This is a genomic window from Rhizobium moroccans (assembly GCF_057559155.1).
The window spans coordinates 84930-103580 of sequence record NZ_JBHFJG010000010.1; the positions used below are offsets into that span (position 1 = coordinate 84930).

The following is an 18651-nucleotide window of genomic DNA, read 5'->3' on the forward strand; positions in this document are numbered from 1 at the left end:
CCCGCCCCGCCTCAAGATCACATCTTGCTGTAAGCGTCCAGAATGGCCTTGCCCCCGTCGCCGGCCTTGGCGGCCCAATCCTCGGTGAGCTTGGCGCCGACTTCGGCAAGGCCGGTCTTCAGCTCCTTGCTCGGCGCGACCACCTGCATGCCGTTCTGCTTCAACGCATCCATATAGGCGGCTGTCTTTTCGACCCCGAGACCGAAGCCGCGCGTTTCCGCTGCGGCGGCAGCGTCGATGACGGCCTTCTGGACGGCCGGATCAAGCGCCTCGAAAGCTTCCTTGTTCACGAAGACGACATTCTTCGGGATCCAGGCCTGGGTGTCGTAGTAATGGGTCAGCGACTCCCAGATTTTCGAATCGACCCCGGTCGCGCTCGATGTCATCAGGCCGTCCACGACGCCCGTGGCCAGTGCCTGCGGCAGTTCGGCTGCCTGGATTGTCACGGGCTGGGCGTTGACGAGTTCGGCGATGCGTGCGGTGCCGACATTATAGGCACGCCACTTGAGACCGGCGAGATCGGCGACCGAGTTCAGCTCCTTCTTGGTGAAGATGCCCTGCGGCGGCCAAGGGGTCGCATAAAGGAGCTTCAGGCCCTGCTCGTCGAGCGCCTTTTCAATCGCCGGCTTGGAGGCCTCCCAAAGCTTCTTCGACTGCTCGAAGCTGGTGGCGAGGAACGGCACGACATCGATGCCGAAAACCGGGTTCTCGTTCTCGTGCAGCGAGATCAGCACTTCGCCGGCCTGAGCCTGGCCGGTCTGCACCGCGCGCTTGATATCGGGCGCCTTGAAGAGCGAGGCATTCGGATGGACGGCGATCTTCAATGCGCCGTTGGTGGCCGCATCCACGTCCGAGGCGAACTGGCTGAGGTTCTGGACATGGTAGTTCGCCGGCGGATAGGCCGAGGGCAGGACCCAGGTGGTCTGCGCCAGTGCGGAGCCTGCGGCGGCGAAGATCGCCGCGGTGACAAGCCCCGTTCGAACGAGGCTGGAGATCATCGGTTTCATCTCATTCCCCTTTTTGCAAGTTAACCCGGGAAGGCCATTTTCGGCAGAACCATCACGATATCCGGGAAGACCGTGATGATGGCGACCGTCGCCACAAGCAGGAAGAAGAAGGGCAGCGAGGCGCGCGCGACCGTCAGGCTATCACGCCCGCTCATCGTCTGCAGGACGAAGAGGTTGAAGCCGACCGGCGGCGATACCTCGGCCATCTCGACGATCAGCACCAGGAAGATGCCGAACCAGATGAGATCGAAACCCGCCTGCTGGATCATCGGCAGCACCACTACCGTCGTCAGCACGATCATCGACAGGCCATCGAGGGCAGCACCCAGCAGGATATACATGACCGTCAGCACGGCGATCAGTGCATAGGGGCTGAGATCGAAACTCTCCACCCAGGAGGCGAGAGCGTTCGGAATGCCGGTATAGCCCATGGCGATCGACATGAAGCCCGCGCCCGTCAGGATCAGCATGATCATGCAGGTGAGCCGGGTCGCGCCCATGACGCTGTCCCAGAAGGATTTCCAGGTCAGCGAACGGGACCATGCGGCGATCGCCAGCGATCCCAGCACTCCCCAGGCGGCGCATTCGGTTGCCGTCGCCCAACCGAGCAGCAGGGTTGCGAAGACCAAGGCAATGAGAAGGGCCACCGGGATGAGGTTTGCGGACTCCTTCAGCTTCTCTCTGAAGCTCATCTTCGGCGGCGCGGGCGGCGTCTTGTCCGGGTTCATGAGCGACCAGACGGCGATATAGCCGGAATAGAGCGCCATCACGATCAAGCTCGGCAGGAAGCCCGCAAGGAATATCTGGATGATCGAGACGTTCGCCGCAACGGCATAGACGACCATGGTGATCGACGGCGGAATGAGGATGCCGAGCGTGCCGGCACCGGCGAGCGAGCCGAGGCTCACCATCTCGTCATAGCCGCGCTTCTTCAATTCCGGCAGGGCGATCTTGGCGATCATGGCGGTCGTGGCCGCCGAAGAGCCGGAGATCGAGCCGAACAGGCCGCAACCCAGCACGTTCACATGCATCAGCCGGCCCGGCAGCCAGCCGAGCCAGGGCGACAGGCCGCGGAACATCTCTTCCGAAAGCCGCGTCCGAAACAGGATTTCGCCCATCCAGATGAACAGAGGAAGGGCTGCCAGCGACCAGGAGGCGCTGCCGCTCCAGGAATTGGTGGCAAGCACCGCGCCGATCGGAATGCCCTGCACGAAGAGCATGGCGATCCAGCCGCAGATCAGGAGCGCAATGCCTATCCAGACACCGCCCGTCAGCAGCGCCAGCAGGGCAAACAGAACGATGCCCGCGATTTCAACGAGTTCCAGCGTTCCCATCGATCAGGCCCCGCTCTGGATGGCGCGTTCGATGACTTCCTCGGCGGTTTCCGGCGCCGGTTTCTCATATCGCGGCATGCCGCCGAAAAGCACATGCACAAGCTCATCCACGAAGGCGATCGCCAGGATGACAAGCCCTCCACAGAAGCCGAGCTGAGGGATCCACAAGGGAACCGCGATGACACCCTGGGACAGATCGTTGAAGCGGAACGAGGTCCGCGTCATGTCGACCGCGTACCAGGCGAAATAGATGACGGCCGCGGTGCCGATCGCCAGCGCGACCACTTCCATGACTTGCCGCATGGGCCCTTTGATCCGCTCGATCAGCAGACCGACCCGGATCATCTCGCCGGATCGGAACGTATGCGCAAGGCCGAGGAAGGCGGTTGCCGCCATGCACCAGGAGGCGAAATCATCACCCGCCGGCACGTCGATCCCGAGCGGACGCCCGGCCGAAAGCGCCAGCATGATGAGAAAGATCGCAATCAGGAAAAGCCCGGCCAACCATCCGGAGACGAGATAGAGGTAGTCGAGCGACTTTCGGAGCCATTCCGGCAGGACGCTGTGACGCGGATCAACGGAAGACATGCGACGTCCTCCCGGCACATGCACGGCATAAGATCATGATCGGCTCCCCTCGGTTGCCGTTGTCAGGCAGGCTCTTTACGACCTTTTGCCCTTTCGACAGGCATGATGCTTCAATGGGCATTTTCCTGTCAACTAAACATTGACGTTTTATCGACGAACTGTTTTCGTTGCCAAAACGGTTTCCAATAAGAGGCGGAACATGGGCAGCGGCAAATGGGATTTCTGGATCGATCGCGGCGGCACCTTTACCGATGTCGTCGGACGCAAGCCGGACGGATCGCTCACCGCGCACAAGGTGCTTTCCGAAAATCCCGAAGCCTATCGCGATGCCGCCGTGCATGGCATCCGCGAACTGCTCGACATACCTGCGGGCGCGCCGATCCCATCCGAACTCATCGGCGCGGTGAAGATGGGCACCACCGTCGCCACCAATGCGTTGCTCGAGCGGAAGGGCGAACGGACGCTGCTCGTGACCACCCGCGGCTTCCGCGATGCGCTGGCGATCGGCTATCAGGCGCGCGCCGATATCTTCGCCAAGAAGATCATCAAGCCGGAACTGCTCTATTCCGCTGTCGTCGAGGTAGACGAGCGCATGCGCGCCGATGGCACGGTGGAAGCTGCGCCTGAGGAGGCGGCAATCCGCAAGGAGTTACAACAGCAGTTCGACGCCGGCCTCCGCGCGGTCGCCATCGTCTTCATGCATGCCTATCGTTATCCGGCTCACGAACAGCTCGTCGCCCGCATCGCGCGCGAAATCGGCTATACCCAAGTCTCCGTCAGCCACGAGGTTTCGCCGCTCATCAAACTGGTCGGCCGGGGCGATACGACGGTTGTCGACGCCTATCTCTCACCGATACTGCGGCGCTACGTCGACCAGGTGGCGGGCGAACTCGGTGCCGACGAAGAGAACGGCCCGCAACTGATGTTCATGCAATCCTCGGGCGGGCTTACCGCCGCGCGCCTCTTCCAGGGCAAGGATGCGATCCTCTCGGGTCCGGCCGGCGGCGTGGTCGGCGCTGTCGAAACCTCCCGACTTGCCGGCTTCGAACGCATGATCGGCTTCGACATGGGCGGCACGTCGACGGATGTCTCCCATTACGACGGCGAGCTGGAGCGGTCCTTCGAAACGGAGGTCGCCGGCGTGCGCATGCGCGCGCCGATGATGTCGATCCACACGGTCGCAGCCGGCGGCGGCTCGATCCTGCATTTCGAAAATGGCCGCTTCCGCGTCGGCCCCGATTCTGCCGGTGCCAATCCGGGGCCAAAGGCCTATCGTCGCGGCGGACCGCTCACCGTCACGGACGCCAACGTCATGCTCGGCAAGCTCTCGCCGAAGCTCTTTCCGCCGATTTTCGGTCCGAACCGCGACCAGCCGCTCGATGCGGATGTGGTGCGCGCCGCCTTCGAGGAGATGGCGAAGGTGGTCGGCGACGACCGCTCGCCGGAGGAAGTGGCCGACGGTTTTCTCGCCATCGCGGTGGAGAACATGGCCAACGCGGTGAAAAAGATCAGCGTGCAGCGCGGCTATGACGTGACGCAGTACGTGCTGACCTCCTTCGGCGGCGCCGGTGGCCAGCATGCCTGCCTGACGGCCGATGCGCTCGGCATATCGACCGTGCTGATCCACCCCTTTTCCGGCATTCTTTCAGCTTATGGGATGGGGCTCGCCGATATCCGCGCCACCCGCCAGCGCACCATCTCCGAAGGACTGGCGGAAGCACTCGAAACGCTTGTCCCGATCCGCGAGGAACTTACCGCCAGCGTTCTGGAAGAGATGATAAGCCAAGGCGTTTCCGAAGCCGATACCGACGTTCTGCACCGGGCCCATCTGCGTTACCAGGGCACGGATACGACCCTGCCGATCACTCTCGGCGATGCCGCCGACATGATCGCAGCCTTCGAGACGGCGCATAGGAAACAGTTCGGATTCATCTTCGAAAACCGCGAGATCATCTTCGAGGCTTACGAAGTCGAGGCGATCGGCGGCGGCGCCGATTCCGCCGAGCCGGAATTCATCCTGGATGCCGCTGCTCCGGTTGCTGCCGAAGAGACGAAGTTCTTCTCCGGTGGCGCGTGGCGCGAAGCGCCGGTCTACAAGCGAAGCGACATCAAGCCCGGTGCCCGCGCGAGCGGACCATGCCTCATCATCGAACCGCACCAGACGATCGTGGTGGAGGACGGCTGGGCCTTCGAGATCACCAGGCTCAATCATGTCGTGCTGAATCGCGTGGCGGCGCTTTCCCGCGCCAAGCCGATCGGTACGGAGGCCGATCCGGTGCTGCTGGAGGTCTTCAACAATCTCTTCATGTCGATCGCCGAGCAGATGGGCGTGACGCTGCAGAACACCGCCTCCTCGGTCAACATCAAGGAACGTCTCGATTTCTCCTGTGCGGTCTTCGACGCCAGTGGCGCGCTGGTGGCCAACGCGCCACACATGCCGGTGCATCTCGGCTCCATGGACCGTTCGGTGGAGACGGTCATCGCGGCCAATAAGGGTAAGATCCGCCCTGGAGACGTGTTCGCGCTGAATGCGCCCTATAACGGCGGAACGCATCTGCCGGATATCACCGTCGTGACGCCAGTATTCGACGGCAGTGGCAAGGATATCCTCTTCTACGTCGCCTCGCGTGGCCATCATGCGGATGTCGGCGGCACGGCGCCGGGTTCGATGACGCCGCTCGCCACTACAGTGGACGAGGAAGGCGTGCTGTTCGACAACGTGCTTCTTGTGGATCAAGGCCGCTTCGACGAGACGGGCATCACGAAACTCCTTTCCGAGCACCCCTACCCGGCCCGCAACGTCGCCCAGAACGTCGCGGACTTGCGTGCCCAGATCGCCGCCAACGAAAAGGGCGTATACGAGATGCGCAAGATGATCGCGCAATTTGGCCTCGACGTGGTGCAGGCCTACATGGCCCATGTGCAGGACAATGCCGAGGAAAGTGTGCGCCGGGTTATCGAAAAGCTGAGCGATGCGGAGTTTTCCTACCCCACGGACCAGGGCAGCGCGATCAAGGTCAAGATCAGCGTCGATCGCGGAAGGCGCGAGGCTACCGTCGATTTCACCGGCACGAGCCCGCAGCAGAAGAACAACTTCAATGCGCCGGAACCCGTCACACGCGCCGCTGTGCTCTATGTCTTCCGCGTGATGGTGGAAAGCTCGATCCCCATGAACGCCGGCTGCCTTCGGCCGATCCGCATCGTCGTGTCGGAAGGCTCGATGCTGAAGCCGCAATATCCGGCCGCCGTCGTCGCCGGCAATGTGGAGACCAGCCAGCATGTCACCAATGCACTCTTCGGCGCGCTCGGTTCTCTGGCCGCCAGCCAGGGAACCATGAACAATCTGACCTTCGGCAACGAGATCTACCAGTATTACGAAACGCTGTGCTCGGGCTCGCCGGCCGGCCGGTTCAACGACGGGACGGGGTTTGCCGGTACGGATGCGGTGCATGTTCACATGACCAATTCGCGCCTTACCGATCCGGAAATTCTTGAGACGCGCTACCCGGTGCTGCTGGAAGATTTCCACATCCGGGAAAATTGGGGCGGCAAGGGGGAATTCGCCGCCGGCAACGGCACGAAGCGCACGATCCGCTTTCTGGAAAGGATGGATTGCGCCATCCTTTCCTCACACCGGACGATCCGCCCGCACGGGCTGGCGGGCGGCGAAGCGGGCGAGATGGGCCGGACCACGGTGCGGCGTCTCGACGGTACGTTCGAAGAGCTCGGCGGCTGCGCCCAGACCATCATCGAAGCGGGCGAGGCTGTTACAGTCCAGACGCCGACGGCAGGGGGCTATGGCAAAATCGTTTGATCTGCCGTAACCGGAGGGCATGAAACAGGTTGCGATCATCGGCGGAGGCCCGGCGGGACTGATGGCGGCGGAGGTGCTTTCCGCCGCCGGCCTCGGTGTTACGGCCTACGAGGCGATGCCGACCTTCGGGCGGAAATTCCTGCTCGCGGGAAAGTCCGGACTCAACATTACCCATTCGGAAGAGTTTTCGCGTTTTGCGGATCGTTTCGGCAAGGCTTCGGAGCGTCTGCGGCCCTCCCTCGAGGCATTTACCCCAAGCGACGTGCGGGAATGGGCCGCCGGCCTCGGCACGGAAACCTTCGTCGGCACGTCCGGCCGCGTCTTCCCCACGATCATGAAGGCTTCGCCGCTGCTTCGCACCTGGCTGCGCCGGCTGGAGGCGCAGGGCGTGACCTTGAAAACACGCCATCGCTGGACCGGCTTTGCGGAAGACGGTCATCGCTTCGAAACGACGGAGGGCGAGATCACCGTAAAGCCGGATGCCGTGCTTCTTGCGCTCGGCGGGGCGAGCTGGCCGAAGCTGGGCTCGGATGCCGCATGGGTGGACTGGTTTAGAGAGAAAGGCGTATCCATTCATCCCTTCCAACCCGCCAATTGCGGCTTCGATATCGCCTGGAGCGAGACGTTCCGTGAGCGCTTCGCCGGCGAGCCGCTGAAATCCGTCGCCGCAACTTCGAATGCGGGCACCTTTCAGGGCGAATTCGTGATCTCCAGGCATGGCGTCGAGGGAAGCCTCGTCTATGCCCATTCGGCAGCATTGCGCGATTGCCTTTCGGAGAAGGGGCAGGCCTCGCTCCTTCTCGACCTCATACCAGGGCGCACCGTCGAGCGCATTCAACGCGATCTCGCGCGGCAGGATGCCAAGGCGAGCTTTTCCAACCGGCTGCGCAAGGGGACGGGGCTGGAAGGCGTGAAGGCCGCTCTTCTGCGCGAGCTTCTCCCCGATGCCAATCGCATGGCTCCGGAAGAACTCGCGAAACTCATCAAGGCTCTGCCGATCCCCCTCCTTCGTCCCCGTCCGATCGCGGAAGCCATTTCGTCTGCCGGTGGCGTGGCCTGGAGCGAAATAGACGAAAACTTCATGCTGAAATCCGTGCCTGGCCTGTTTGCCGCCGGCGAGATGCTGGACTGGGAAGCGCCGACCGGCGGTTACCTACTCACCGCCTGTTTCGCCACCGGGCGCGCGGCGGCGCACGGAATAGCGGCATGGCTCGCACGACGGTGATGTGCGGCCACGTTGACATCGGCTGTATCCGGCTGCGACACAGGCAGCCATGTTCCTGATCTCGAAAATCTTCTGGCTCGTCGCCCAGCCGCTCTCGATCGCATTCCTGCTTGCCGTTCTTGCCGCCCTTCTCGGCTTTTTCGGCTGGCGTAAATTCTCCGGCGCCGCATCGCTGCTGGCAGCACTCGTGCTCTTCGTGACACTCTATACGACCAGCGGGGCGGTCGCCCTTCAGGTTCTGGAAAACCGCTTTGCAAAGCCATCCGCCGATCCCGCCGAGCTTTCCTGCATCATTGTGCTCGGCGGAGCGCTCGAAAACGAGGTGACAACCTCCCGCGGCGGCACGGAATTCAACCAGGCCGCCGATCGTTACGTCGAGACATTGCGGCTTGCGCTCAAATATCCGCAGGCCCGTATCCTGGTTTCGGGCGGCGACGGATCGCTCAGCGGCGAGTATGAGGGTGAATCGGAAGCCTCTGAACGCTTCTTCGCGGCCTTCGGCATCTCGCCCGCCCGGCTCGTCAAGGAGAACGCGTCGCGCACGACCTACGAGAACACGCGGCAGACCTCGGAGGTGCTGTCGCGGGAGGGTCTGAGCGATTGCCTGCTCGTAACCTCCGCCTTCCATATGCCACGAGCGATGGGCCTCTTCCGCAAGGCGGGCATATCCGTCACTCCCTGGCCGGTCGATTACCGCACCAGCGGCATCGCGACGCTTTCACTCGATTTCACTCAGCCGACCTCCAACGCGCAGCTCACCGCGACAGCCCTGTGCGAATGGATCGGACTTTTCGCCTATTACCTGACCGGCCGCATCGACGAGATTTTCCCGCGCTGAGGTCTCACTTCTTGGAGATGGTGACGAAGCGGCCGCCGCGAACACGAACGCGCATCACGCAAGGCTCCGTGTCGGTCCGGTCGCAAAAGCGCGGGTGCATCTTCAGCATGAAAACCATGTTGCCGAAATACTTGACGAAGTCATAGCCGTAGATCCGGGCCGTGGCGATCATGAAATAGCCGCCCTCCTTGGCCTGGAGATAGAAATTATAGGGGCAGCCGTCCTCATCGCAGGCAGAGCCTTTCGCGCCGTTGCAGGTGAGTTCGGCATGATTGGCCACCGCATCGATAATGCCATCGTTGTTGATGTCGAAGCGCCTGATGAAATCGGGGCCGAAATCGGCCGTCTCACATTGCTGGCGGAAGTGATCCTTCTCGTAGATCTCCGGATCGCTCAGCAACTGCTGCTGGGCAAATGAGCTGGCTGGAACGAAGACGAGCGCGGCCAGGTACAGGGCGACGACCAACAACTTCTTCACGGCGGTCATTCCTCGAAATTTCATCTGTTCAAAGCTGGCCACCCCGGATGACGGGCATGGCTGGCGATGCGTATGCTACGGCCGCGCACTTGCGCGACGCTTGCTCGCGTTTGGAAGGGAGACTGAAATGTTCCTGCTGACGGTTCTCGATTATGCGGGGATCGCGGTCTTCGCCGCGACGGGCGCGCTCGCAGCTTCCCGCAAACAGCTCGATCTCATCGGCTTTCTGTTCTTCGCGGCCATGACCGGGCTCGGCGGCGGAACCGTGCGAGATCTTGTGCTCGGCTTAAATCCGGTATTCTGGGTGGACGATCCCACCCATATCCTCGTCTGTGTGCTGATAGGTATCCTCCTGTTCTTCACGGCCCATCGGGTAGAGTCACGCTATCGGCTGCTGATCTGGCTCGATGCCGTGGGGCTTGCCGCCTACAGCGTCATTGGCGCGGACAAAGGACTTGCCGCCACCGGCTCCACGACCATCGCCATTATCATGGGAGCGCTCACCGCGACTTTCGGCGGCATCATGCGCGATCTCATTGCCCACGAGCCTTCCGTGCTGCGTCGGCCGGAAATCTATATCACCGCGGCGCTTGCCGGCGCATGCGGCTTCACAGCCGGCCAGGCGCTTGGCCTACCGGAATATCTAAGCTTGGCGCTGGGAGTCACGGTCGCATTCGGGCTACGCGGCGGCGCGATCCACTACGGCTGGACCTTGCCGCGCTACAAGCCGCGGCCCGGAAGACTTCCGGAGGATTCATTGAAGAACCGGGATAGGTAAGGACCGTCAGGCCCTTTTTTCCCTCAGGCGGATGATGACGTCCACATGGGCTATTTCCATGCCCTCGGGAGCCTCAGGCAGATTTCCGATCGCGATATTGCTGACGGGAATATCGAGCACCTCGTTTCGGCCCTCCACGAAGAAATGGTGGTGATCGGAAACATTGGTGTCGAAATAGGTCTTGGCGCTCTCGACGGCGAGCACTCTGATCATACCGGCTTCGGTAAACTGATGCAGCGTGTTGTAGACCGTCGCCAGCGAAACCGGAACGCCGGCCGATTGAGCCTCCTCATGGAGCTCCTCGACCGTCAGGTGGCGGTCTCCCTTCGCGAATAGGAGATCGGCAAGCGCTACGCGCTGACGCGTCGGACGCAGCCCGCAATCGCGCAGTCTCGTCTCGATGTCGGTGGCGGCTTCTGCCATAGTGCCGGTGAGCTCCTGAATCCCGAGGGTTACGTTGTATCTTGACTTTCGGATATAACTTTTACGGCAGGCGCTTTCAATAGTTCGCAAGGGGCAGCTCGGGCCGGCGGCGGCTAAAAACGCGTTATTTGGGCACTTTGCCTCTGGTTTGCATCGATGGCTTCCTATATGCGGACCTGAGTGGGCAAGGTCTCCGCCCCGCCCTTCGGGTGGAGCCTGGCTATCGTCGAGCTTCATTTTCTGCCGATCTTGCTCTAAAGCTTCGGGGCGACGGCAAGAGGGGGTACAGGAAATTTAATGGAAACCAGACAGTCCAGCTTCACCTACGAAGAACTCCTCGCCTGTGCACATGGCGAACTGTTCGGACCTGGCAATGCGCAGTTGCCCCTGCCGCCCATGCTGATGGTACACCGAATCACGGATATATCGGAAACGGGCGGTGCCTTCGACAAGGGCTATCTTCGCGCCGAATACGACGTGCGTCCCGAAGACTGGTATTTCCCTTGCCATTTCGAAGGCAACCCGATCATGCCGGGCTGCCTTGGCCTGGACGGCATGTGGCAGTTGACCGGTTTCTTCCTCGGCTGGCTGGGTGAAGAAGGCCGCGGCATGGCGCTTTCGACCGGCGAAGTGAAGTTCAAGGGCATGGTCCGTCCGCATACGAAGCTGCTGGAATACGGCATCGACTTCAAGCGCGTCATGCGTGGTCGCCTGGTGCTGGGTACCGCCGACGGCTGGCTGAAGGCAGACGGCGAAACCATTTATCAGGCGACCGATCTTCGCGTGGGTCTGTCGAAAGACAAGGTGGCCTGACCGGCCCCTGTCCAACCGCAACAGTCAAAAGGTCCGAGAAATGAGACGGGTAGTTGTTACAGGTCTCGGTATCGTTTCCTCCATCGGAAGCGACGCCGCTGAAGTCACCGAATCCCTGCGCCACACGAAATCCGGCATTTCCTTCTCGCCGGATTTCGCCGAGCACGGCTTCAAGTGCCAGGTCTGGGGCAGGCCGACGCTCGATCCGACCGACCTGGTCGATCGACGCGCCATGCGCTTCCTGTCGCAAGGCGGCGCCTGGAACCATGTCGCCATGAAACAGGCGATCGCCGATTCCGGCCTGGAGGAGAAAGATTACAGCGAGAACGAGCGCACCGGCATCATCATGGGTTCGGGCGGGCCTTCCACCCGCACGCTGATCGAAGCTGCCGACATCACCATCAAGAACAACAGCCCGAAGCGGATCGGCCCCTTCGCCGTGCCGAAGGCCATGTCCTCGACGGCTTCGGCCACGCTCGCCACCTGGTTCAAGATCCACGGCGTCAACTATTCCATCTCCTCGGCCTGCTCCACTTCGGCCCATTGCATCGGCAATGCCGCTGAAATGATCCAATGGGGCAAGCAGGACGTGATGTTCGCCGGCGGACACGAGGACCTCGACTGGACCATGTCGAACCTCTTCGATGCCATGGGCGCCATGTCCACCAAGTACAACGATCGGGCGGAAAAGGCCTCTCGCGCCTATGACGTCGACCGGGACGGCTTCGTTATCGCTGGCGGCGCGGGCGTGCTCGTCCTTGAGGAACTGGAACATGCCAAGGCACGCGGCGCGAAGATCTACGCCGAAATCTCCGGCTATGGTGCGACCTCGGACGGTTACGACATGGTAGCTCCGTCGGGCGAAGGTGCGGTGCGCTGCATGCGGCAGGCGCTTTCGACCGTCAAGGGCGAGATCGACTATATCAACACGCACGGCACCTCGACGCCGGTGGGCGACAGCAAGGAAATCGGCGCCATCCGCCAAGTCTTCGGGACCAAGGTTCCCCACATCCAGTCGACCAAGTCGCTGACCGGCCATTCGCTCGGCGCGGCAGGCGTGCAGGAATCGATCTACGGCTTGCTGATGATGCAGGAGCGCTTCATCGGCGAAAGCGCCCATATCGAAAACCTCGATCCGGAATTCGACGGTGTCCCGATCGTCCGCAAGCGCATCGACGATGCCAAGATCGACACCATCCTCTCCAACTCCTTCGGCTTCGGCGGCACCAATGCCACCCTCGTCTTCCAGCGCTTCAATGGTTAACTCGATGACGGGACTTATGCAGGGCAAGCGCGGCCTCATCATGGGGGTCGCCAACAATCATTCCATCGCCTGGGGCATTTCGAAGGCCGTCGCCGCGCAGGGCGCAGAACTCGCCTTCACCTTTCAGGGCGAGGCGCTCGGCAAACGCGTGAAGCCGCTTGCCGCCGAACTGGGCTCGGATTTCGTCCTGCCCTGCGATGTCGAGGACATCGCGTCCGTCGATGCCACCTTCGCTTCCATCAAGGAGCGCTGGGGCAAGCTCGATTTTCTGGTGCACGCGATCGGCTTTTCGGACAAGAACGAGCTGAAGGGTCTCTACGCGGACACCACGCGCGCGAACTTCAGCCGGACCATGGTGATCTCCTGCTTCTCGTTCACGGAAGTCGCCAAGCGCGCCGCGGATCTGATGACGGATGGCGGTTCGATGCTGACCCTCACCTATGGCGGTTCGGTGCGGGTCATCCCGAACTACAACGTCATGGGCGTTGCCAAGGCGGCGCTCGAATCTTCGGTACGCTATCTGGCAGCCGATTACGGTCCGAACAATATCCGCGTCAACGCGATTTCCGCCGGTCCGGTCCGCACCCTCGCGGGCGCGGGCATTTCCGATGCGCGGGCCATGTATTCCTGGAACCAGAAGAACGCACCGCTGCGCCGCACGGCGACCATCGAGGATATCGGCGGCTCCGCGCTCTACCTTCTCTCCGGCCTTTCGAACGGCGTAACCGGTGAAATCCACTATGTGGATGCGGGCTACAACATAACCTCGCTGCCGACGCTTGAGCGGCTGCGCCACGCCGACGCGGAATAAACCGGCGTGAGGGGATGCCCGCTTCGGCGGGCTTCCCGGTTCACAGGAGTGCAACATCTCGCACTTGGCGGCTTCGGCCGTTTTAGCCACCCTTGGCTCAACGCGTTTCAACGCTAAATGGAAACGCTGTGACAATGGAGTGTGGCGATGGCGACAAGTCCCGTATTGGAAAACCAGCGTCCGATAGCGACGGGAGCGATGATCGTCGCGCTGCGCGACGATGCCGACCTAGCCGACTGCGTCCGTATCATGGAGCGGCAGACGGAATCTGAGGTCAGCGTCAGCACATTCGGCGGGCAAGAAAACGCCGCCATCTCCGCGGACAAGGTGACGTTTTTCCCCGAATTGCAGACCGCCTTCATTCCTCGCGCAATTGCGGCGCGGCATGCATCCAGGATGATCGAGCTCGTCAACGAGGAAGCGATCCTCGAAGCCCGGCCGGAATTCTTCGTCTTCCTCCAGCAGCAGTTCGTCGACAGTCAGGATTCGACATGGGGCATAGCGGCTGTCGGCGCACATGAGACCTCCCTTACCGGGGAAGGCATCAAGATCGCCGTTCTCGATACAGGAATCGATCTGAAGCATCCCGATTTTGCCGAGCGCACCATCGTCACGCAGAGCTTCGTCGCCGGCGAAACGGTAAACGATCAGCAGGGCCACGGCACCCATTGCGCCGGCACAGCGGCAGGAAAAGCGGTCGATCCAGGCGTTCCCCGTTATGGTGTGGCGCCCGATGCAAGCCTCTTCGTCGGCAAGATCCTCAACAATCGAGGTTTCGGAACCGAAAGCGATATCATCAACGGAATGAACTGGGCGATCGGCCAGAAGTGCGAAATCATCTCGATGTCGGTCGGCGGCCCGGTGAGGCCAGGTGAACGCCACAGTCTTCTCTACGAGCGGATCGGAAAGCTTGCGCTCAGAAATGGCAGCCTCATCGTCGCGGCTGCCGGCAACGAAAGCAACCGTAGCCTGGGCTTCATCGCCCCGGTCGCAAGCCCGGCCAATGCGCCAAGCATCCTCGCAGTCGGAGCGGTCGACGGAGCTCTCGACGTGGCATCGTTTTCCTCCGGCGGCGTCAATCCCGAGGGCGGCGAGGTCGATATCGCAGCTCCCGGCGTCGGCATCTTCTCGAGCGTTCCCCTTCCGCAGAAATACCGGACCCTGATGGGCACCAGCATGGCCTGCCCGCATGTTGCCGGCGTGGCGGCGCTCTGGGCGCAATCGGACCCGTCGCTGCGCGGCAGCGCGCTCTGGTCGGCCCTGCAGCAGAATGCAAAAGCTCTGGCCCTGGAAAGCCGCGACGTCGGTTCCGGCCTCGTGCAGGCGCCGAAGACACGGGGCGGCCAACGACAAGTTTGAATGCCTACCGCAGAGGGGCTATATTGGCATGGAGGACGGGCGTGGTTTCACGCCTCGTCGCATGAAACTCGGGCATCCTTATCACCCGATACCGGGCGGAAAGCCTATCGCCATGAAAAGCTTGTACTATTCCATCGTCGTCGACGAGACGCATCTTGCGCAAACGAATTCGATCGCCGAGGCCGCCAGCGCCCGCGGCTTCGAGGTCAGGCAAGTCGTATCGGAGATCGGCGCGATCTTCGGCTGCGCCGATCAGGCAACGCTCGAGCGATTGCAGCAGATTCCCGGCGTCGAAGAGATACGGCCCTGCGAGGACATCCAGCTCCCGACATTCGATCCTTCCACGCCGCAGTAGAGCTATCTCAGCCTCAGCGCTTCGCCCACAATACCTTGAAGCGGGCATTGCGGCAGGTCTCCCCATGCTCGCGGAATTCGCTCGCAAGCACCGGCTCGTAAGGAAGGCCCCGATTGGCCACCAGCAATAGCCGCCCCCCGCCCCTGAGAGCGGAAGCGGCGGCGCGGATCATCGCTCTGCCGAGTTCCGGATCGGCGGCTTGCGCCTCGTGAAAGGGCGGATTCATGACGATAAGGTCATATTTTTCCCTTACCGGCTCGCCACCCAGGTCGTGCCAGAAGAAACGCGCATGCAGATCCGGGCAGTTGCGGGCGAGATTCCTCTTCGCGAACTCCAGCGCCCGATGATCCGCTTCATAGAGATCGATACGGTTCACCCGCGGAGATTTCTCCGCCAGCATGACCGAGAGATAGCCCCAACCGGCGCCGAAATCGGCGGCATTGCCGTCGAAATCCGTCGGCAGGCGGCCTGCGAGCAGTTCGGAGCCGGCATCGACGCGATCATGCGAGAACATGCCGGGTGCAGCCTCGTAGCGGGCCTCGATCACGTCCGATGATTTCTTCAAAGCCGTGACGGCCGCCTCGACATTCTCCGGCCGTGCGAACCAGATCGCGACACCGTGGTACTTCGGCGTGTAATCGAGTTCGATACCGAGCTTCAGAAGCGTATTCCTCAGCGGCTGGATGCCATCTTCCTTGCCCCCGGCGATCACAATCATACCGCCTGCTCTGACGCGTTCCAGCGCTTCCGCAACGCGGTTCTCGTTCTCGCCGCGATGTTTGCCGCAGAGGACCAGCCCAACATCATAGCCGTCGCCCTCAGCCTCAGGGAACGCGCCTTCGCGCAGGCCGCGGAACAGCGGTCGGAACGGCTGAACGGCAGTCACCTCAGCGGCAAAGCCCTCCGGAAAGGGATGACCACCTTCCGCGCCGAGAAAGATCACACGCTCGCCCTCTCCGGGCATCGGGACCACTTCCGTGGCGAAGGGATGGAACAGGGTCTTGAGGGCGTCTCGGCTCATGGGGTCTCGATGGGTTAAGCTTCCTGATATGGAAAAGGCGCGGAAATAACTTCCGCGCCCCTATTCTTGTCGTGAAGAGGCAGGCTTACTCGGCGGCTTCGCCGTCGTCAGCCTTCTTCTTCTCCTGGGCGATTTCCTGGCCGGTGGCCTGGTCTACGACCTTCATGGACAGACGGACCTTGCCGCGCTCGTCGAAGCCCATCAGCTTGACCCAGACCTTGTCGCCTTCCTTGACCACATCGGTGGTCTTGGCAACGCGCTCGGAGGCGAGCTGAGAGATGTGGACGAGGCCGTCGCGGGCGCCGAAGAAGTTCACGAAGGCGCCGAAATCGGCGGTCTTGACGACCGTACCTTCATAGATCTGACCGACTTCCGGCTCGGCGACGATGGAGTGGATCCACTTGCGGGCCGCTTCGATCTCCTTGGCGGAAGAGGAGGCGATCTTGACGGTGCCGTCGTCTTCGATGTTGATCTTGGCGCCGGTCTTCTCGACGATCTCGCGGATGACCTTGCCGCCCGAACCGATGACTTCGCGGATCTTATCGACCGGGATGTTCATCACTTCGATACGCGGTGCAAATTCGCCGAGCTGGCCGCGGCTTTCGGAAAGAGCGTTGGCCATCTCACCGAGGATGTGCTTGCGGCCACCTTGTGCCTGGCTGAGTGCGACCTTCATGATCTCTTCGGTGATACCGGCGATCTTGATGTCCATCTGCAGCGAGGTGATGCCGTCGGCAGTACCCGCTACCTTGAAGTCCATGTCGCCGAGGTGGTCTTCGTCGCCGAGGATGTCGGAGAGAACGGCGAAACGCTCACCTTCGAGGATGAGCCCCATGGCGATGCCGGCAACCGGCTTGGCCAGCGGAACGCCGGCGTCCATCAGTGCGAGCGAGGTGCCGCAGACGGTCGCCATTGAAGACGAGCCGTTGGACTCGGTGATCTCGGAGACGACGCGCAGCGTGTAGGGGAACTGCTCGGCGGTCGGCAGCATCGGGCGGATAGCGCGCCAGGCGAGCTTGCCGTGGCCGATTTCGCGACGGCCCGGGGAGCCCATGCGGCCGGTTTCACCAACCGAATAGGGAGGGAAGTTGTAATGGAGCAGGAAGCGCTCCTTGTACATGCCCGTCAGGCTGTCGACATACTGCTCGTCTTCGCCGGTGCCAAGCGTGGCGACAACGATCGCCTGGGTCTCGCCGCGGGTGAAGAGGGCAGAACCGTGGGTGCGCGGCAGGAGGCCGACTTCCGAGACGATCGGACGGACGGTCTCGAGATCACGGCCGTCGATGCGGCTCTTGGTATCGAGAATGTTCCACCGAACGATCTTCGCCTGCAGATGCTTGAAGATGGCGCCGACTTCCTCGGCAGTGTACTTCGCTTCGCCTTCCTCCGGGAAGAAATGCGCCTTGACCTTTGCCTTGACGGCATCGACGGCAGCGTAGCGATCGGCCTTCTGGGTGATCTTGTAGGCTTCGCGAAGCTCGGCTTCGAAGTGCTGGAGCATTTCGGCTTCAAGGGCGGAATAGTCTTCCGGCTGGAAGTCGCGGGGCTCCTTGGCGGCGACTTCGGCGAGCTTGATGATCGCATCGATGACCGGCTGGAAACCACGGTGGCCGAACATGACGGCGCCGAGCATGACTTCTTCGTTGAGTTCCTTGGCTTCCGACTCGACCATCAGAACCGCATCACCCGTACCGGCCACGACGAGGTCGAGGGTCGACTCGTCCATCTCGTCGAGATGCGGGTTGAGCACGTATTCGCCGTTGATGTAGCCGACGCGGGCGCCGCCGACGGGGCCCATGAACGGAACGCCGGAGAGCGTCAGCGCTGCAGAGGTCGCAACCATTGCCAGAACGTCCGGATTGTTTTCAAGGTCATGCTGGACGACGGTGACGACAACCTGCGTGTCGTTCTTGTAGCCTTCCGGGAAGAGCGGGCGGATCGGACGGTCGATCAGACGGGAAACGAGGGTTTCGTTTTCCGACGGACGGCCCTCGCGCTTGAAGTAGCCGCCCGGGATCTTGCCGGCCGCGTAGGTCTTTTCCTGATAGTTGACCGTCAGGGGGAAGAAGTCCTGGCCGGGCTTCGGAGCCTTGGCGGAAACGACGGTAGCGAGCACGACGGTCTCGCCGTAGGTGGCCAGCACCGCACCGTCAGCCTGGCGGGCGATCTTGCCCGTTTCCAGCTTCAGCGGGCGGCCTGCCCATTCGATTTCGACAGAATGCGTATTGAACATGTCTTGTCCTTCAATGCGGGAGCACACGTCTTCGCCGAAAGGACGCAGCGCATGGTCGACCGCAATCATTGTGACATATCATGGGCAAGACAACGGGAGGCTTTGCGTTGCGATCTTGCAAGATCGGGCCAGTGCCCTTGAGGCTACAGCCAAAGCATCCGGCAATCCTGCCCCATGACAGGTCAGCGGTTGGTTGACAGATCCGGCCCATCCGGGTCTGCCGGCGTTGGCCCCACCTATAAAGGCGGTGTGGTCGAAAACATTTCATCGGGCAGGCCCGAAAAGCAGTCCGGGGGGGGGGGGGGGGGGG

At 62.0% G+C, this 18651-nt stretch carries 16 protein-coding genes; 9 read left to right on the top strand and 7 right to left on the bottom strand.

From position 1 onward, the window contains the following. Positions 1-17: 17 nt before the first annotated feature. The 3 genes from ACE04I_RS07775 to ACE04I_RS07785 are packed head-to-tail and all read right to left on the bottom strand — an operon-like array spanning position 18 to position 2929. Positions 18-998, bottom strand: coding sequence for a TRAP transporter substrate-binding protein (locus ACE04I_RS07775; protein ID WP_487206969.1), 981 nt, complete (start codon positions 996-998; stop codon positions 18-20). 29 nt (positions 999-1027) lie between these two features. Then, positions 1028-2341: a TRAP transporter large permease gene (locus ACE04I_RS07780; RefSeq protein WP_046793816.1), complete on the bottom strand. Its 1314-nt coding sequence runs from the start codon at positions 2339-2341 to the stop codon at positions 1028-1030. A 3-nt stretch (positions 2342-2344) separates the two neighbouring features. Further along, positions 2345-2929: a TRAP transporter small permease gene (locus ACE04I_RS07785; protein ID WP_487206910.1), complete on the bottom strand. Its 585-nt coding sequence runs from the start codon at positions 2927-2929 to the stop codon at positions 2345-2347. Between the two features lie 199 nt (positions 2930-3128). Between ACE04I_RS07785 and ACE04I_RS07790 the strand changes: the two genes are divergently transcribed. Genes ACE04I_RS07790 through ACE04I_RS07800 form a run of 3 tightly spaced genes read left to right on the top strand, consistent with a single transcriptional unit; the run spans position 3129 to position 8806 of the window. Continuing rightward, entirely contained in the window at positions 3129-6743 is a 3615-nt protein-coding gene (locus ACE04I_RS07790; RefSeq protein ID WP_487206911.1) for a hydantoinase B/oxoprolinase family protein, read from the top strand. Between the two features lie 19 nt (positions 6744-6762). After that, positions 6763-7968, top strand: coding sequence for a TIGR03862 family flavoprotein (locus ACE04I_RS07795; protein ID WP_487206912.1), 1206 nt, complete (start codon positions 6763-6765; stop codon positions 7966-7968). Between the two features lie 49 nt (positions 7969-8017). After that, on the top strand, positions 8018-8806 hold the full coding sequence (locus tag ACE04I_RS07800; protein ID WP_487206913.1) for a YdcF family protein: 789 nt from the start codon (positions 8018-8020) through the stop codon (positions 8804-8806). 4 nt (positions 8807-8810) lie between these two features. Here the strand turns inward: ACE04I_RS07800 and ACE04I_RS07805 are convergent, their stop codons facing one another. Next, positions 8811-9284, bottom strand: a complete 474-nt coding sequence (locus tag ACE04I_RS07805) for a hypothetical protein (protein WP_487206914.1) — start codon at positions 9282-9284, stop codon at positions 8811-8813. 127 nt (positions 9285-9411) lie between these two features. Here ACE04I_RS07805 and ACE04I_RS07810 point away from each other — a divergent pair, with 127 nt between their 5' ends. Next, complete coding sequence (locus ACE04I_RS07810) at positions 9412-10062, top strand: trimeric intracellular cation channel family protein (protein WP_487206915.1); 651 nt, start codon at positions 9412-9414, stop codon at positions 10060-10062. Positions 10063-10068: 6 nt separating this feature from the next. Here ACE04I_RS07810 and irrA read toward each other — a convergent pair whose 3' ends face one another. Further along, a complete protein-coding gene (gene irrA, locus ACE04I_RS07815; protein ID WP_046793809.1) occupies positions 10069-10485 on the bottom strand; it encodes an iron response transcriptional regulator IrrA in 417 nt (138 codons plus the stop codon). A 297-nt stretch (positions 10486-10782) separates the two neighbouring features. On the opposite strand from irrA, the gene fabA reads away from it, so the two are divergent. The 5 genes from fabA (at position 10783) to ACE04I_RS07840 (ending at position 15087) form a co-directional block, all read left to right on the top strand. Further along, on the top strand, positions 10783-11298 hold the full coding sequence (fabA, locus tag ACE04I_RS07820) for a 3-hydroxyacyl-[acyl-carrier-protein] dehydratase FabA (protein WP_046793808.1): 516 nt from the start codon (positions 10783-10785) through the stop codon (positions 11296-11298). 40 nt (positions 11299-11338) lie between these two features. After that, positions 11339-12562, top strand: coding sequence for a beta-ketoacyl-ACP synthase I (gene fabB / locus ACE04I_RS07825; protein ID WP_487206916.1), 1224 nt, complete (start codon positions 11339-11341; stop codon positions 12560-12562). 4 nt (positions 12563-12566) lie between these two features. Beyond that, entirely contained in the window at positions 12567-13373 is an 807-nt protein-coding gene (fabI, locus tag ACE04I_RS07830) for an enoyl-ACP reductase FabI (RefSeq protein ID WP_046794295.1), read from the top strand. A 147-nt stretch (positions 13374-13520) separates the two neighbouring features. After that, positions 13521-14732, top strand: a complete 1212-nt coding sequence (locus ACE04I_RS07835; protein WP_487206917.1) for a S8 family peptidase — start codon at positions 13521-13523, stop codon at positions 14730-14732. A 112-nt stretch (positions 14733-14844) separates the two neighbouring features. Beyond that, on the top strand, positions 14845-15087 hold the full coding sequence (locus ACE04I_RS07840; protein WP_487206918.1) for a hypothetical protein: 243 nt from the start codon (positions 14845-14847) through the stop codon (positions 15085-15087). A 13-nt stretch (positions 15088-15100) separates the two neighbouring features. Here ACE04I_RS07840 and ACE04I_RS07845 read toward each other — a convergent pair whose 3' ends face one another. Together ACE04I_RS07845 and pnp are read right to left on the bottom strand one after the other, a co-directional pair. After that, the gene (locus ACE04I_RS07845) at positions 15101-16108 is read right to left on the bottom strand and encodes a class I SAM-dependent methyltransferase (protein WP_487206919.1); all 1008 of its coding nucleotides are present in this window, start codon (positions 16106-16108) and stop codon (positions 15101-15103) included. Between the two features lie 85 nt (positions 16109-16193). Next, on the bottom strand, positions 16194-18341 hold the full coding sequence (gene pnp / locus ACE04I_RS07850; protein WP_487206920.1) for a polyribonucleotide nucleotidyltransferase: 2148 nt from the start codon (positions 18339-18341) through the stop codon (positions 16194-16196). Positions 18342-18651: the final 310 nt, after the last annotated feature.

Bases quoted from the DNA above. Each gene is read 5' to 3' on its own strand.
- ACE04I_RS07775 (WP_487206969.1), bottom strand. From the start codon at position 998: ATGATCTCCAGCCTCGTTCGAACGGGGCTTGTCACCGCGGCGATCTTC.
- ACE04I_RS07780 (WP_046793816.1), bottom strand. From the start codon at position 2,341: ATGGGAACGCTGGAACTCGTTGAAATCGCGGGCATCGTTCTGTTTGCC.
- ACE04I_RS07785 (WP_487206910.1), bottom strand. From the start codon at position 2,929: ATGTCTTCCGTTGATCCGCGTCACAGCGTCCTGCCGGAATGGCTCCGA.
- ACE04I_RS07790 (WP_487206911.1), top strand. From the start codon at position 3,129: ATGGGCAGCGGCAAATGGGATTTCTGGATCGATCGCGGCGGCACCTTT.
- ACE04I_RS07795 (WP_487206912.1), top strand. From the start codon at position 6,763: ATGAAACAGGTTGCGATCATCGGCGGAGGCCCGGCGGGACTGATGGCG.
- ACE04I_RS07800 (WP_487206913.1), top strand. From the start codon at position 8,018: ATGTTCCTGATCTCGAAAATCTTCTGGCTCGTCGCCCAGCCGCTCTCG.
- ACE04I_RS07810 (WP_487206915.1), top strand. From the start codon at position 9,412: ATGTTCCTGCTGACGGTTCTCGATTATGCGGGGATCGCGGTCTTCGCC.
- irrA (WP_046793809.1), bottom strand. From the start codon at position 10,485: ATGGCAGAAGCCGCCACCGACATCGAGACGAGACTGCGCGATTGCGGG.
- fabA (WP_046793808.1), top strand. From the start codon at position 10,783: ATGGAAACCAGACAGTCCAGCTTCACCTACGAAGAACTCCTCGCCTGT.
- fabB (WP_487206916.1), top strand. From the start codon at position 11,339: ATGAGACGGGTAGTTGTTACAGGTCTCGGTATCGTTTCCTCCATCGGA.
- fabI (WP_046794295.1), top strand. From the start codon at position 12,567: ATGACGGGACTTATGCAGGGCAAGCGCGGCCTCATCATGGGGGTCGCC.
- ACE04I_RS07835 (WP_487206917.1), top strand. From the start codon at position 13,521: ATGGCGACAAGTCCCGTATTGGAAAACCAGCGTCCGATAGCGACGGGA.
- ACE04I_RS07840 (WP_487206918.1), top strand. From the start codon at position 14,845: ATGAAAAGCTTGTACTATTCCATCGTCGTCGACGAGACGCATCTTGCG.
- ACE04I_RS07845 (WP_487206919.1), bottom strand. From the start codon at position 16,108: ATGAGCCGAGACGCCCTCAAGACCCTGTTCCATCCCTTCGCCACGGAA.
- pnp (WP_487206920.1), bottom strand. From the start codon at position 18,341: ATGTTCAATACGCATTCTGTCGAAATCGAATGGGCAGGCCGCCCGCTG.